This window comes from Streptococcus sanguinis, from assembly GCF_019929225.1.
Taxonomy (GTDB): Bacteria; Bacillota; Bacilli; order Lactobacillales; family Streptococcaceae; genus Streptococcus; species Streptococcus sanguinis_J.
Genome location: NZ_JAHZPA010000004.1, coordinates 116,462 through 131,093 on the forward strand (window position 1 = coordinate 116,462; position 14,632 = coordinate 131,093).

12 protein-coding genes are annotated in these 14,632 nt (G+C 46.4%); 2 read left to right on the top strand and 10 right to left on the bottom strand.

The annotated features are described in order from the left end of the window. Positions 1-29: 29 nt before the first annotated feature. The 10 genes from K1I80_RS07955 to K1I80_RS08000 form a co-directional block, all read right to left on the bottom strand. On the bottom strand, positions 30-632 hold the full coding sequence (locus K1I80_RS07955; protein WP_223313491.1) for a histidine phosphatase family protein: 603 nt from the start codon (positions 630-632) through the stop codon (positions 30-32). After that, positions 629-1,225 carry a histidine phosphatase family protein gene (locus tag K1I80_RS07960; protein ID WP_223311815.1) on the bottom strand — a complete coding sequence of 199 codons (597 nt, stop codon included), beginning with the start codon at positions 1,223-1,225 and terminating at the stop codon, positions 629-631. Before K1I80_RS07960 ends, K1I80_RS07955 begins: the two co-directional genes overlap by 4 nt. 11 nt (positions 1,226-1,236) lie before the next feature. Then, a complete protein-coding gene (locus K1I80_RS07965; RefSeq protein WP_223311816.1) occupies positions 1,237-2,079 on the bottom strand; it encodes an HAD family hydrolase in 843 nt (280 codons plus the stop codon). Between the two features lie 245 nt (positions 2,080-2,324). Continuing rightward, positions 2,325-4,562, bottom strand: coding sequence for an alpha-galactosidase (locus tag K1I80_RS07970; protein WP_223313493.1), 2,238 nt, complete (start codon positions 4,560-4,562; stop codon positions 2,325-2,327). A 108-nt stretch (positions 4,563-4,670) separates the two neighbouring features. After that, positions 4,671-5,615, bottom strand: a complete 945-nt coding sequence (locus tag K1I80_RS07975; RefSeq protein WP_223313494.1) for an AraC family transcriptional regulator — start codon at positions 5,613-5,615, stop codon at positions 4,671-4,673. Between the two features lies 1 nt (position 5,616). Beyond that, on the bottom strand, positions 5,617-6,495 hold the full coding sequence (metF, locus tag K1I80_RS07980; protein WP_002896521.1) for a methylenetetrahydrofolate reductase [NAD(P)H]: 879 nt from the start codon (positions 6,493-6,495) through the stop codon (positions 5,617-5,619). Between the two features lie 137 nt (positions 6,496-6,632). After that, complete coding sequence (gene metE / locus K1I80_RS07985) at positions 6,633-8,885, bottom strand: 5-methyltetrahydropteroyltriglutamate--homocysteine S-methyltransferase (protein ID WP_223313495.1); 2,253 nt, start codon at positions 8,883-8,885, stop codon at positions 6,633-6,635. 244 nt (positions 8,886-9,129) lie between these two features. Continuing rightward, on the bottom strand, positions 9,130-10,113 hold the full coding sequence (locus K1I80_RS07990) for a hypothetical protein (protein ID WP_223311819.1): 984 nt from the start codon (positions 10,111-10,113) through the stop codon (positions 9,130-9,132). A gap of 39 nt (positions 10,114-10,152) precedes the next feature. After that, positions 10,153-11,250, bottom strand: coding sequence for an AI-2E family transporter (locus K1I80_RS07995; RefSeq protein ID WP_223311820.1), 1,098 nt, complete (start codon positions 11,248-11,250; stop codon positions 10,153-10,155). Between the two features lie 87 nt (positions 11,251-11,337). After that, positions 11,338-11,709, bottom strand: coding sequence for an insulin activator factor (locus K1I80_RS08000; protein ID WP_223311821.1), 372 nt, complete (start codon positions 11,707-11,709; stop codon positions 11,338-11,340). 131 nt (positions 11,710-11,840) lie between these two features. On the opposite strand from K1I80_RS08000, the gene pabB reads away from it, so the two are divergent. After that, the gene (gene pabB / locus K1I80_RS08005) at positions 11,841-13,562 is read left to right on the top strand and encodes an aminodeoxychorismate synthase component I (protein WP_223311822.1); all 1,722 of its coding nucleotides are present in this window, start codon (positions 11,841-11,843) and stop codon (positions 13,560-13,562) included. Positions 13,563-13,713: 151 nt separating this feature from the next. Next, positions 13,714-14,622, top strand: coding sequence for an ABC transporter ATP-binding protein (locus K1I80_RS08010; protein ID WP_223311823.1), 909 nt, complete (start codon positions 13,714-13,716; stop codon positions 14,620-14,622). Positions 14,623-14,632 lie beyond the last annotated feature (10 nt).

The following is a 14,632-nucleotide window of genomic DNA, read 5'->3' on the forward strand; positions in this document are numbered from 1 at the left end:
ACTGGTTTCTTTATAAGAAACCAGTTTTTTTATTCACACTCATACACACTACCCGTCAGCGGGTCAATGACTTCTGCCAGCTTAAAGTGTCCCTGCTCATATTGGTAATGGCAGATGGCGCAGTTGCCAAAGCGCACCTTAGGATCCAGAGCTTGGGCTGCAATCTTGAGATAGAAGGCCCACATGGCACCGCCGTGGCTAACAGCTAAGACTGGCTCTGCTCCTGCCTGCTCCATGACCTCAGTCAGAGTGACCAGCATGCGTTCACCGACTTGGTCCACTCCTTCTCCACCATAAGGAACAAAAAGGTCTTCAAAAGAGGTGGCTCCTGGTCGAAATTTCGGCTGCAGGCGTTCGGGCTGAGCCTCAAAAAGGCCAAAGTTCCATTCTTTAATGCCTTTAAGGCGAGTATAGTCGGTCCGACCAGAGACAAGTTCCAGAGTATCAGAAGCCCGCTCCTGGGTGGAGGAGTAGAGCTGACCAAAACGAATGCCCCGCCCTTGCAAATAAGCTCCTGCCTGCCGGGCTTGATCCTGCCCCAGTTCTGTCAAAGGAGAGTCGCAAGCTCCCTGTACCAAGGCCTCTTGATTGAAAAAGGTCTGGCCGTGCCGCATCAAATATAGATCTTTCATTTTCCCTCCCAATCGCTAAAATCGTGACCAATAGCCTCCTCTAGGTAGAATTGGTCATTTTCAAAAGTAAACTTCAAAATTCCGCAGTTGGTCATGTGACCTAGGTCATCCAGACGCCAGTTTTTCTGCCAAGCTCTGGCAAAATTGGCCATAGCTCCGCCATGGGAGACCATGAGGACAGACTGACCATCCGTCTCCTGCATGAGCTGAAGAATGGTCGTTGCCATACGCGCTTGTACCTGTTCCTGTGATTCACCGCCATAGGTCACAAAGAAATCTCCATAAGGTAGGGGTGGATTGAGGTCTTCGCTTTCCCCTTCAAAGGTGCCAAAGTTCCACTCCTTGAGCCCCTTGACACGCTTATAGGGAAGCTTACCGTCCGTTACCAATTCCAAGGTATCACAGGCCCGCTCTTGAGTAGAGCTATAAGCATCGTCAAAAGTAATACCGGCATCCTTAAAATATTGCCCTGCCACCTTGGCCTGATAGACGCCAAAATCGGTCAGAGGAGCATCGCACCAGCCCTGCACCTTATGGCGCAGATTAAAAAGCGTTTGGCCATGCCGCATCAGATAAAGAGTTTTTGCCATCATTCATATCTCCTTTAGATGAGTCCTAACTTTTCAAAGGCCTTGTAGAGACCGTCTTGACTGACCGAGTCTGTCACCAGATCGGCCATGGCCTTGATTTCCGCTCCGCCATTTCCCATAGCAACGCCGACCTGACAATAGTCCAGCATAGGAATATCAACCTTGGCATCGCCAAAAGCCAGAGTATCCGCCTTATCAGCATGAAGATGCTTCAGCAGAACCTCAATGGCATGCGCCTTGGTAATGTCTTTGACTCCTAAATCACCAAAGAGAGCATGCTCGCCCTTGCCACCCCACGTACCTGCCTTGAGCTCAGGAAAAGCTGCCTTGGAATCCAGATGGTCTTGGTAACTCTTTAGGATAAAACTGACTTTGTTCAGATCGTCTCGGTAGAGCTCCCCACCATAAACCAAGCCATGAAGGGCTTCTTCTGCCTCCATATTTACGACTTCTTCTGGCTTGGCACCTTTTCCAAGGACGTAGGTCTGAAGCACTGGTCGCGCTGCTTCGCGGAAGCCCCTGCTTGCAAAGAGACCGTTATTACTCTCCAGGTAAAACTCTAGCCCTCTCTCCTGAAGCCAGTCGACTAGCCTTTTAGCGATATCTCGCGGAATCAGCTGGTACAAAATAACCTGCCCCTCATGCTCCACATAGGAGCCGTTACCACCAATCATACCATCAAAGCCAATATCCCAAATTTCCGGCGGCATCTCAGCCTTGCTGCGACCTGTACATACATAAACCAAATGGCCCTTTTCCCGTGCCTTCCGAATGGCAACCACAGCAGACTCCGGTATATGATTATCATAGTCGATGAGGGTACCGTCCACATCAAGAAAGATGATTTTTCTCGTCATAATGCTCCCTTCTTTCTCTTTTTTTCCTGGCATTTGCTGAATGCTTTCTTCATTTTTTACAAATTCTCCCATTCTGACCCAGCTTTATTTTATAAAAGCTTCATCCTATTATATATCTTTTTGAAAGCCTTTTCCTATAGAATTATCAGAGATAATGGTACTATCCTTTTTTTCTCAGAGGAAAAAGCAAGAAGGACAGCTTTTAATCAGCTTGTTCCTTCTGCTCTTCTTATTTCCCAGCTTATCTACTCATCCTCTGCTTCAAACAGCCAGAGTTTGGAATCAAAGTCATAGCTTGGCTTTTGCTCAGAATCCTCCAGTAGCTGACCGCTGGAAGCGTCCGTGGTAACCAGCCCAACTCGTATAAGCTCAGCCCCAGTATAGTCACGCTCCTCTAGCCGATAGACCTTATCCACAGACAGTCCTTTCAGTTGCAAACGCTGATGAGAGCGATTGACTTGATTGAGGACCTTGAAAGTGCCTAAAAGTGCAGTGTTCTGATCCTGACTGACAACCATCCAAGCTGTCTGTCCATCTCCCTTAAATGGCGACTGCAATCTATAAAAAGTTCCATTATGAATCAGCTCTCGATGGCGCTTGTAAAAATCTATCTGTTCCCTGACTTCAGCCAATTCTTCTGGGCTTAGCTGATTAAAATCCAGCTCATAGCCAAAGGAACCGAAAAAGGCGACATTGCCCCGCGTCTTCAACGGAGTCAGACGATTGGTCTGGTGATTGGGCACGATGGAGACATGGGCTCCCATAGACGAAAGCGGATAGAGAAGGCTGGTCCCGTACTGGATTTTCAAGCGCTCAATCGCATCCGAATCATCGCTGGTCCAAGCTTGAGGAGTATAGTAGAGCATACCCGGATCAAAGCGGCCTCCACCTGAAGAGCAGGACTCAAATAACAAGCTTGGATAGCGACTGATTAAACGCTCATACAAGTCATAAACACCCAAGACATAGCTGTGAAAAATCTCTCCTTGCTGATCAGCTGGCCAGGCGGCTGAAAAGACATCTGTCAGAGGGCGATTCATATCCCATTTGATATAATCAAGCTGCGCTTCTTTGATAACCGCCGATAGACGCTCAAATATCTCATCCACTACTTCCGACCGAGAATAGTCCAAAACAAACTGGTTCCGACCATGGTAGGGCTGTCTATCTGGCACTGCCAGCAGCCAGTCAGGATGACTTCGGTAGAGTTGGCTGTCCTTATTGACCATTTCCGGCTCAAACCAAAGGCCAAACTTCATGCCCAAACCGTGAATTCGCTCTGCTAGCGAGCCCAGCCCCTGCGGCAGCCTTTCTGGATTGACAAACCAATCACCCAGCCCAGCTCGGTCATTAGTCCGCTGGCCAAACCAGCCGTCATCTAGCACAAAGAGCTCCACCCCTACTTCCTGAGCCTTTTCAGCAAGCTCCAGCAGCTGATCCTCACTAAAGTCAAAATAGGTAGCTTCCCAGTTATTGATGAGAACAGGACGCACTCGCTCGCGCCAGTAGCCCCTAGCTAGACGTCGACGAAATAGCTGATGAAAGACTTGACTCATGCCATTGAGACCCTGCTCAGAGTAAACCAGCAGAGCTTCTGGACTGGTAAAGGACTGGCCCGCAGCCAGCTTCCACTCAAAACCGAAAGGATTGATGCCTAGCTGCAGCCGAGTCACATCATAGGTATCCACCTCAGCCTGAATGAGAAAATTACCTGAGTACACCAAGGCCGCTCCTAGCACTGGACCTGAAAACTCTGTTGTTTCCGCTCGCTTGAGAGCTACAAAAGGATTGTGGTGGGGACTGGAAATGCCGCGGGTTGACTCAATGGACTGAATCCCCTGCTGAAGCGGCCGCTCCTTGATATGGCGTTCCCGGGCCCATGCTCCCGATAGCTGCAGCCAGTCATAATCAGCATCTGGCAGATCCAGCGACAGACTAGCTAGGGATTCCAAATAGCAAGTTTCCCTACCTTGATTAATCACTTTGCTGGAGCGAGCGATAACCGGCCAATCAGCAAAAATCGTATAAAACAGCTGAACTTCAACTTCTGTCAACTCATCTCGCAGGGTTAGAATAAGAGTCTTAGCCTCCATTTGAGTCTCTGTATAAGTAGCGGGCAGCCCCTCTAAAGCTGGCTTACCATCTACCATCTGATGACTGACATAGACAAAGTCAGTAATACGCGAGCCATTTCCCTGCCGCAGACAGATAGCGGGACGGCGAAAGTCTGTCGTGCCGTATTCTGGAAATTCCTGCCGCACATGCTCCAAAGAATAACGTAAATCTCCTTCTTTCCGATAGGTCGTCATGGGTCGATGCTGCAGCTCTACCAAATAAGAATAATCCCGCTCCGGTACAGCCGCTCCGTAGTAAAGCTGCAAGAGTTTACCATCCTCCGAAACCCGAAAGATATAAGAAATCTCACCATTAGTCAGATGAAATTGCCTGCACTCTTCCTTAAACAAAATACTCGCTTTATTCATGACCTTCTCCTTTCGTAGTACGCAATCATGCTTCTCCTTTCATTATAAAAAAGGCTACCACTTTTGGTAAGCCTTTCTCTCTAGTATTATTTATCCAAATGTGACTTTTTACAGCTCCTGTCCCAGATGAGAGCTAGCCTTGCGAAAATTCAAGGGCGACTGGCCACGCGCCTTCTTGAAAGCTTTTGAAAAGCTCTGTGTCCCGGAAAAGCCTGTCTTACTAGCAATCTCTTCCACCGAAAGCTGGCTGCTCGTCAGCAAATCAGCTGCCATATTGAGCCGCAAATCATTACTGTACTCCTTAATTCCCTTGCCTACTTCATCCTTGAAAAGCCGAGATAGGTAGGAAGGATGCAGAGCCAATTTCTGCGCCAAGTCCTGCACAGATAAACTTTCTGGCAGATGACTGCTCAGCAGTTCCAAGACCTGCTGGACATAAGGATTGACCTGACGGCTTTCCATGATTAAGGATGTCTGCTTGAGACGCTGGGACAAGAGCTCTAGAAAGCGATAAACTTGCCTTTGCAGAGCTAGTTCAGCTGTTATTCCGCTACCCTCATAGGCCAGACTTTCAAAGACCAAGGCCTTAAATTCCTGGAAAGAAGTCAGCTCAAAAGACCATTGGCCTGACTGTAGTCCCAGAGCCTGCAGATAAGGAGGCAAGAGGCGCCCCCCCAGTCCCATCCAGACATAAGACCAAGGTTCTTCTCCATCAGCCTGATAAAAGACCGACTGACCCGGCGGCACCACAAAGCCCTGCCCTTCCTGCAAATCATAGCGTTGATTGCCAACTGAGTAAGTCCCCCGCCCCTCCAGTACGATATGAATGACATGAACATCCCGAACAGCCGGCCCAAAGCTATGATGGGCTTCCGTTTTTGAATAACCGCAGAAGGCAAAAAAACAATCTTCTTGCCCAAACTGCATAGACTTAACCAAGGTCAGCGAATGCTCCATCAGCTCCTCCTTAGATTTGGATAATTTTTTTATCCTTATTATAAAACAAAAACCACTAAACAGCAACTGAATCTGATTAGTGGTTTCTTCATTCATCTTAAAAAGATTGAACGGATGGGTTATGATTAAAGAGAGCATGGGTAGCCTTATAGATATGGTAGGCTGTTGCAGCGTTATTCATAGTATAAAGGTGTATGCCCGCCACATCCTGAGTCACCAAGTCAACAATTTGATCCACAGCATAAGCCAAACCTGCTGCTCTCAGAGACTCTGGGTCATGTTCGTACTTATCCAGAATAGCCCGGAATTTTCTCGGAAGCTTGATATTCTCGCAGGTCTTGAGCAGGCGCAGAGCCTGATTGCGATTGAGAATCGGCATAATCCCAGCATGGATAGGCACTTCAATACCCGCTAAAATACACTTGTCCTGAAAATCATAAAAGCGCTCATTGTCAAAGAAAAGCTGGGTCACCAGGCTAGAACAGCCAGCATCCACCTTTTTCTTGAGATTTTGAATATCCGAAATCTGATTTGGCGAATCCGGATGGCCCTCCGGATAGCAGGCTCCGATGATGTCAAAATGCGGTGCTTCTGTCTTGATGTATTCGATCAAGTCAGTCGCATAGGTAAAATCATCCTTAGGTGCTACATCTGGAAAAATATCCCCTCGCAAAGCTAAAATCTGATGGACACCAACCCGATCTAGAGACTGCAAAATGTTGGACACCATGTCCTTGGTCAGATAAACCGCGGGTAAGTGAGCAATCGTCGGAATCTTGAGGTCGTTGGCGATGAACTCAGTCAAACGAACCGTCGTCTCCTCAATGTCAAACTTATTATTGCTGGCTGTCACACTGATAAAGTGAGGAGCCAGATCTTGCATCTCTCTCAACGCCTGAAAAATCTTATCATTGCCTACTGCCGGATTGGGAGGAAATACTTCAAATGAGAGACTGGGTGTGTGACGACGAACCATATAACTAAAAGTTCCTTTCAATGATGGTAGTGATAGCCGAGGACAATCCTAGAAGAACAGCTTCTGCAGGATTGTCAGCTCTGCTTCAATTTTGGTATGTTCCTCCATCAAGATCAACTGTTGAGGTTCGAGGAGGATTATTTCAGGTGTTTTCTAGCTGCTTTGGCTGCTTCTACTAAGCGCACCAAGCTAGCCTTAGTTTCTGGGATACCACGAGTTTTAAGACCACAGTCAGGGTTGATCCAGACCTTGCTGCTTGGCACCTTAGCCAAGATAGCTTCGATCGTATGGTCAATTTCTCCTTCATTCGGCACGCGCGGTGAGTGGATATCGTAAACTCCAGGTCCTACTTCTGTCTGGAAGTTCTTAGCCTTGAGCTCATCCAGGATTTCCAAGTTAGAGCGACTAGCTTCAAAGGAAATCACGTCCGCATCCATGTTGTCGATAGCAGGGATGATATCTGTAAATTCTGAGTAACACATGTGAGTGTGGATTTGTGTGTCTGGCGCTACTGTAGAGTGTACCAAGCGGAAGGCTGGAATTGCCCAGTCAAGGTAGTCTTCGTACCAGTCGCTGCGACGGAGTGGCAATTTCTCACGAAGAGCAGCCTCGTCAATTTGGATAATCTTCACACCAGCAGCTTCAAGATCAAGCACTTCATCCTTGATTGCCAGAGCGATTTGAAGGGTAGAATCCTTGATAGAGATGTCTTCACGCGGGAATGACCAGTTGAGGATGGTAACAGGACCAGTCAGCATGCCCTTAACAGGTTTGTCTGTACGGCTTTGTGCATAGCTAGACCATTTAACAGTGATTGGGTTGAGACGAGTAACATCACCCCAGATGATCGGTGGTTTCACCCCACGCATACCGTATGATTGTACCCAACCATTCTTAGAGAAGAGGTAGCCTGACAGGTTTTGACCGAAGTACTCAACCATGTCATTACGCTCAAACTCACCATGCACCAATACATCAAATCCAACTTCTTCTTGCCACTTGATCCATTCATCAATTTGCTCAGCCAAGAACTTGTCATAGTCTTCTGCCGACAGCTCACCCTTGCGGAAGGCCAAGCGCTTAGCACGGACTTCCTTGGTTTGAGGGAAGGATCCAATCGTGGTAGTTGGCAACGGTGGCAGATTGAGCGTCTTGTGCTGGATTTCCTCACGCTCTGCAAAGGCTGGCAAACGAGTGTAATCTGCGTCAGTCAAACCAGCGATGCGCGCACGAAGTTCGGCATTTTCACCAACACGTTCAGTCGCAAAGAGTTCTTTGTTAGCAGCAAGTGCTTCTGCACCGCCGCCATTGCGGATAGCATCCAAGTCACGGATTTCATCCAATTTTTCTACCGCAAAGGCAAAGTGGTTCAAGATTGCTGGTTCAAAATCTTCATTAGCTGTTGTAAATGGCACATGGAGCAGTGAACATGAGCTTGTCAAAACAAGATTTTCAGCTGGGATTTGCTCAAGCACTGCCAAGCTCTTTTCATAGTTGTTGCGCCAGATGTTTTTTCCGTTGACGATACCCGCATAAAGAGTCTTGTCAGCTGGGAAACCGCCTTTGATAAGGTCAAGTGTTTTCTTGCCTTCGACAAAGTCCAAACCAATCGCATCTACCGGTAGCTCTACAAGATCTGCATAGATGTCACGAACGTCACCAAAGTAGGTTTGAACCAAGACTTCAAGACCTTTCTTGTCTGCCAGAAGCTTCTTATAAAGGTCCAAGAAGAGAGCTTTTTCTTCTGCTGACAGGTCTTTGACCAAGCTTGGCTCATCCAGCTGGATACGCTCTGCGCCCAGCTCTGCTAATTTTGCAAAAACTTCTTGATAAGCTGCAGCTAGTGCATCTACAAAGTCAGCCGGCGCTACACCATCTTCAAAGTCAGATACTTGCAGGAGAGTGAATGGACCGACCACAACAGGACGGGTTACCAAGCCCAACTCTTTAGCTTCTGCAAATTCATCAAAAATCTTATGCCCAGCCAGTTTGACTTGGGTTTCTTTTTCAAATTTAGGGACGATATAGTGGTAGTTAGTGTTGAACCATTTCTTCATCGGAAGGGCGCGGACATCCCCTTTTTCGCCCTGATAGCCACGAGCCAAGGCAAAATACCGCTCCAAGTCAGTCAGATCTAAGCCTTGCACAGATGACGGCACCACGTTAAAGAGAAAGGCCGCATCCAGCACATTGTCATAATGAGAAAAGTCATTTGACGGAATCTCTGAAATTCCTTTTTCCTTAACAATATTCCAGTGCTTAGCGCGCAGCTCCTTAGCTGCAGCCAGAAGCTCTTCTGCTGAGATTTCATGTCTAAAGTATTTTTCTGTTGTAAATTTCAATTCGCGGAATTCGCCCAAACGTGGGAAACCAATGATAGTCGTTGACATAAACGTCCTCCAAAATTTTTCTTGATTTTATCTTATCAGAAAATCTCCCCTCTGTATAATTGGAATTTCCCAGAGTTTGATATAGCCTAAAACTATAACCCGATTCTCTCTACAAACACAAAAGCTTATTTTTCAACTTCCATTGACTAAAATTATTGTTTGCTATAGGTAGAAGTTATGACCTTGGAAAAAGAAAAACCAGCGAGAATAAAATCTCGTTGGTTTCTATAATATCTTGTATTACTTACTCTGTTTCATGATACAGCTTTTTAGCCTTTTCAATATCATAGTATCTGTCAAACTCTTCTTTAGAGTTGACGATATGCTCCTGACTGTCGACAGACACCTCTGGAGGAATGGTCACAGCTTCATATACATTCACAGTATCCGGCATAAGTAGACTGTAGACAGCTGCCTCCCTACTAAAACCTTCTGCACTGTTCTGCGAGTGTAATAAATACACTGTTGTTCCTTTTTTTTCTAGAAGCTTGTAAGCCTTCGAACTACTATCAAACTGAGTCTGTCCTAAAACGGATTTATCTATTCGAACTTCTCCACCGGGAGTAGTGGTATAAATGCCACTTGCTTTTTGGTCCCAATTAGTCGCTAGCCTTATAAAAGGTTTTCTCACGTAATCTTGAGCTAAAATCTCAATTTCCTCCATTTTTCTACTCTTTAGATTAAGGAAAAGCGGCCTTGTTTCCTGAGGATTCTCTAAATCTCGTATTTGTATCCATAAATAGTCTTGACCTTGCCAAGTGTAAATTCCTCCTAGTTCTGCTGGTAAATAATTAGAATTGTAATTCTCTACAACTTTGTAGAGATCTATCTCCTTTTCTTCTTCAAGTTTTTTGTCATTGATACGATAGACACTAAGAGTCCAATAGGCACCGTCAGATGGTCTTTCCATCAGACGATAGGGAAGCTCTTTCAGTTTAACGTTCTGCCGCAGAATATAGCGAGAACTTTTTTGGTCAATTTTGTCACGAAAATGACTACCGAACTCAGCCATCTTTTTATCTTCTTCTGGGGTTATTGAAGTCCAATGGACAATAGCGCCTGCACCATCCGCAATAATTTCATAATTATCAATCTTTGCTTTACCCGAATACTGAAAGAACTGTCCGTAATATTGTTTATTGCAGTAGAGGTAGAGAGTCCAAGATACCAAAGATAAACCTGCTAATACTAGCAGTGTAATAAGACTCTTGGTTTTACTCCATTTCATAATTAAGCTCCTATTTTTGAAAATTTATCGTCTAAGTAATTAGGCAACTTCTCCACTTTCATTCCTCTCCTCCTTCTCCACAACAAACTCTCTAACCAAGCGGTAGATAACTGCGAATATAGGCGTGAAGAAAATCATGCCGACCAAGCCAAAGAGGTTGCCCCCAATCAGGGCGGCGGCTAGGGTAAAGAGAGTTGGGAGACCGACGGACTGGCCGACCACGCGCGGATAGATAACATTGCCCTCAATCAGCTGCACTCCCTGAAAGACTGCGATTGAAAGAAGAGCTTTCCAAGGGCTGTCGGTGAAGATAAAGATAGCTCCTAGAGCACAAGCTGAGAAAGGCCCGATGTAGGGAATGAAAGAGAGCACTCCAGCCAAAACTCCTGTCAAGGCTGCATAAGGCAGGCCTGTCAGAGAGTAGGCGACAAAGACCAAAACACCGACAATGACGGCCTCGATCATCTGCCCCATCAGAAACTTATCATAGGTCTCAACAATGACAGAACCGACATAGGATAGGCGTTTCACAGCCTTCTCAGGAAGCAGTACCTGCAGGAGGCGGCTAGTGATTGACTGCAAATGCTCTTTGCTGCTCAAGAAGGCAAACATGAGGAAGATAGACATGATGACAGAGAAGAAATTGCCAAAGATGGCAGAGATATTGCCTGTCAGACTGCCCAGAAGAGAGATGGCTCGGTTGACAATATCGCTATTTTGCAGCTGCTTTGTCAAATCTTTCAGCTGGCTAGAGGAAAGCAAGCCAGACTGCTGCAGCCACTTGGCTACCTGAGGCGCTACCTTGCCGATTGTTGCGCTCAGCTGATTGACCGCTGTGGTCAAAGTCGGCACGACAATAGAAACAATCCCTGTCATAATGAGAGCTAAAATCAGCACCTCTAAAATTAAGGCCAAACCGCGCTGCAACTTCTGAGGGACTCGGCATTTGTCCAAGAAGTCTTCCAGTTTCTTCATCGGGACATTAAAGATAAAGGCTAGAACTCCACCTAATATAATGGGCGAAAAAACCGAAGTCAGACTCTGCAGACCAGACCAGATGTTCCCGATATAGAGAACCAGAGCCAGAGCGAGCGCCGCAAAGACAATCAGTTTATAAGATTCATTTATTTTTTTCATAAGGCTTCCTTTTAAGGTTTTGTCATTTCCTTATTTTATCATAATTTTCTAGGCCTTTCGAGCGGGAGGAAGGATGGAACATAGAGGTCAGTCTGTTTTGTCATCGCTCTTGAATTTGAGTACATCTTGAAGATAAAAAATCCCCGATATGATAGCTAGAACGCCGGCCAAGTCCCCAAAAAATGGAATAACTCCTGCAAGAAAAGCAAAGAAGAGAAACTTATGGCTTGTCTTATTGACTCTTGATTCTTCACTATAATGAGCCATTCCGGCTAGGGAAAGACAAAGAAACAGCAAGCTGATCAGTATGATCAGGACGCCCCAGTCAGAGTTTTCGACCATTTTGGGAACTAAAGCAACTATTTCCCAGTGCCATCTCTGAGAAGAAGCGTAAAGGATGATGAGGCCTCCTAAAATTCCAGTAATTCCATTTACCAATAACAATTTCTTTGACTTCATAGCAATCTCATTCTTTCTTTTTTAAAATAGTATACCTAGCTACTTTCTAATCTGTCAACCATTATAAAAGAATGACTGTCACATCCGATAAATCCGTTTTCATTCAAATTATCTTATGATAAAATAACTTTATGCACAAGAAAACAATTATTGATTTTAAGCAGTTAGGCCAACGCCTGATTTTTACGAATCCTATCAAGGAGCTAAAGACTCGTCGTCTTGACCAGGTGGAAGAACTTTTGACAGAGATTGAGGGTTGGCAGGAGAAAGGATACTATGCTGTCGGCTATGTCAGCTATGAAGCAGCTCCAGCCTTTGAGGAAAAGTTCCAAGTTTATTCGGATCCGCTCCAGAAAGAATACCTCCTCTACTTTACTATCCATGATAAGGCCGAACAGGCTGCCATTCCCTTGACCTATGAGGAAGTGGAAATGCCAGCAGCTTGGCAGGGGCTGACTTCTGAGCAAGAGTACCGGAAGGCTATCGAGACTATTCATCATCATATCCGCCAGGGCGATACCTATCAGGTCAACTACACGGTACAGCTGTGCGCGGAGCTCAATCCTGAGGATAGCTTGGCTATTTACAACAGGCTGGTCGTTGAGCAAAATGCGGCCTACAATGCCTATGTAGAGCATGATGAGACCGCCATCTTGTCCATCAGTCCCGAGCTCTTTTTCGAGGAGCACCGAGGTCAACTGACCACTCGTCCGATGAAAGGAACCACCAATCGGGGACTGACTTTAGAGCAGGATAGAGAGCAGGCTGCATGGCTGGCCCAGGATGCCAAAAACCGAGCAGAGAATATGATGATTGTCGATTTGCTGCGTAATGATATGAATCGCATTTCTCAGACGGGCAGCGAGCAGGTTGAGCGTCTCTGCAGCGTTGAGCAATACTCTACAGTCTGGCAGATGACCTCTACCATTAAAAGCCAGCTACATGAGGGAGTCGGGCTGGCTGAGCTTTTCCGAGCGCTCTTTCCTTGCGGATCCATCACAGGCGCGCCTAAGATTTCGACCATGGCAATCATCAAGGCAACAGAAAAAGCCGCCCGCGGGGTCTACTGCGGTACAGTCGGCATCTGCCTGCCAGACCAGAGACGGATTTTCAACGTCGCCATCCGCACCATTCAGCTGGAGGGAAGGAAAGCCATCTATGGCGTTGGCGGCGGCATCACTTGGGACAGCACCTGGAAATCTGAATACATCGAAACCCAGCAAAAATCTGCCGTCCTCTATCGAAAGAATCCGCGATTCGACCTGATTTCTACAGGAAAAGTGACAAATAGAAAGTTAACCTGGCAAGAGCAGCACCTGCAAAGACTGACAGAAGCAGCCGGCTACTTCGCCTATCCTTTTGACCAAGACAAACTGAAGCAAGAGCTAGAAGAAACCTGCACTCAGCTGAATAAAGAACAGGATTACAGGCTGCGTATAGCTCTAAAAAAAGACGGCAGTATTGAACTAGAAACGACTCCTCTACTTCCACTAACGGATACTTTCAGAAAGGCAAAACTGGTCGAGCAGCCAGCCAATCTAGCCCAGCCCTTTACCTATTTCAAAACCAGTCATCGGCCACATCTGACCTTGGAGCAGCAAGAACAGATTTACTACAATGCTCAAGGCCAGCTACTGGAAACTTCTATCGGCAATCTGCTGCTGGAGCTAGATGGCAAGCTTTACACGCCTCCAACTGAACTTGGCCTGCTCAAGGGTATCTACCGTCAGCAGTTATTAGATAAGGGTCAAGCTACTGAGAAAGTTTTAACTCTGGCTGACCTAGCTCAGGCTGAGAAAATCTACGCCTGCAATGCAGTCAGAGGACTGTACGAGCTGGAGATTGAAGATTAAGAGTTCCACAATTTGCCACTTGCTTTTAATCCTCATCAAAAACTTTAGAAATATTTGAGAAATTCTTTATAAATATTTGAAAATTTGGCGCTATACTAATTAATAAGAAGAGGAGTTTTCTCTCCTAACATCATGAAAAGGAGAATTGATCATGGAAAATGTTTTGGTTTTACAGCAAGTCAGCAAAAAATTCGGCCGGCAGTACGCTCTGACCGATGTGAGTCTGACGATAAAAAAAGGAGATATTTACGGTTTAATTGGCAAGAACGGGGCCGGAAAGACCACTCTGATCAAGGTCATCACCCAGCTCTTGGAAGCAAGCAGTGGCAATGTCTCCCTTTTTGGCTCTCAGACCTATCAAGAATGGACGCAGAGCCTCAAACGGGTCGGATCGGTCATCGAAACACCGGTCGCTCACAACCACCTGACAGCCTATGAAAATCTTAGCTACTACTGCAAGCTCCGCCATATTCCCCATGCGGACAAGGTCATCCGTGAAACCTTAGAATACGTGGACTTGACAGATACGGGCAAGAAGAAATTCCGCGACTTCTCACTCGGAATGAAACAGCGGCTGGGTCTGGCTATCGCGCTTCTTACCAGACCTGACCTGATGATACTGGACGAGCCTATCAACGGCCTGGATCCAGTCGGCATCAAGGAATTCCGCCAGCTGGTGCAGCGGCTAAACGAAGAGTTGGGCATGACCTTTATCATCTCCAGCCATATCCTGTCTGAACTCTACTTAGTGGGGACCCGGTTCGGCATTATCGAGGAAGGACGGCTGATTCGCGAGATTTCCAAGGCGGAGTTTGAAGAACAGAGCGAAGACTATATCGTGCTTAAAACGTCGCAGTTGGAAGAAGCCAGCCGGCTGATTCACGACCAGCTCATGCATCGTATCAAGGTGGTCAATGCTTCTGACGAGATTCATATCTTCACCCATTCGCATGAGATTAGCAAGATTGTCAAGGAACTTGCGGTTGCAGATATACCAGTGCAGGAGATTTACTATGCACGACAAAACCTAGAAAACTTCTTTACTGACCTGGTCGAATGAAAAAGGGAGG

What these genes read in the sequence shown, in the direction of transcription:
- K1I80_RS07965 (WP_223311816.1), bottom strand. Translation starts at nt 2,079, where the DNA reads ATGACGAGAAAAATCATCTTTCTTGATGTGGACGGTACCCTCATCGAC.
- K1I80_RS07975 (WP_223313494.1), bottom strand. Translation starts at nt 5,615, where the DNA reads ATGAATGAAGAAACCACTAATCAGATTCAGTTGCTGTTTAGTGGTTTT.
- K1I80_RS07970 (WP_223313493.1), bottom strand. Translation starts at nt 4,562, where the DNA reads ATGAATAAAGCGAGTATTTTGTTTAAGGAAGAGTGCAGGCAATTTCAT.
- metF (WP_002896521.1), bottom strand. Translation starts at nt 6,495, where the DNA reads ATGGTTCGTCGTCACACACCCAGTCTCTCATTTGAAGTATTTCCTCCC.
- metE (WP_223313495.1), bottom strand. Translation starts at nt 8,885, where the DNA reads ATGTCAACGACTATCATTGGTTTCCCACGTTTGGGCGAATTCCGCGAA.
- K1I80_RS07990 (WP_223311819.1), bottom strand. Translation starts at nt 10,113, where the DNA reads ATGAAATGGAGTAAAACCAAGAGTCTTATTACACTGCTAGTATTAGCA.
- K1I80_RS07955 (WP_223313491.1), bottom strand. Translation starts at nt 632, where the DNA reads ATGAAAGATCTATATTTGATGCGGCACGGCCAGACCTTTTTCAATCAA.
- K1I80_RS07995 (WP_223311820.1), bottom strand. Translation starts at nt 11,250, where the DNA reads ATGAAAAAAATAAATGAATCTTATAAACTGATTGTCTTTGCGGCGCTC.
- pabB (WP_223311822.1), top strand. Translation starts at nt 11,841, where the DNA reads ATGCACAAGAAAACAATTATTGATTTTAAGCAGTTAGGCCAACGCCTG.
- K1I80_RS08010 (WP_223311823.1), top strand. Translation starts at nt 13,714, where the DNA reads ATGGAAAATGTTTTGGTTTTACAGCAAGTCAGCAAAAAATTCGGCCGG.
- K1I80_RS07960 (WP_223311815.1), bottom strand. Translation starts at nt 1,225, where the DNA reads ATGATGGCAAAAACTCTTTATCTGATGCGGCATGGCCAAACGCTTTTT.
- K1I80_RS08000 (WP_223311821.1), bottom strand. Translation starts at nt 11,709, where the DNA reads ATGAAGTCAAAGAAATTGTTATTGGTAAATGGAATTACTGGAATTTTA.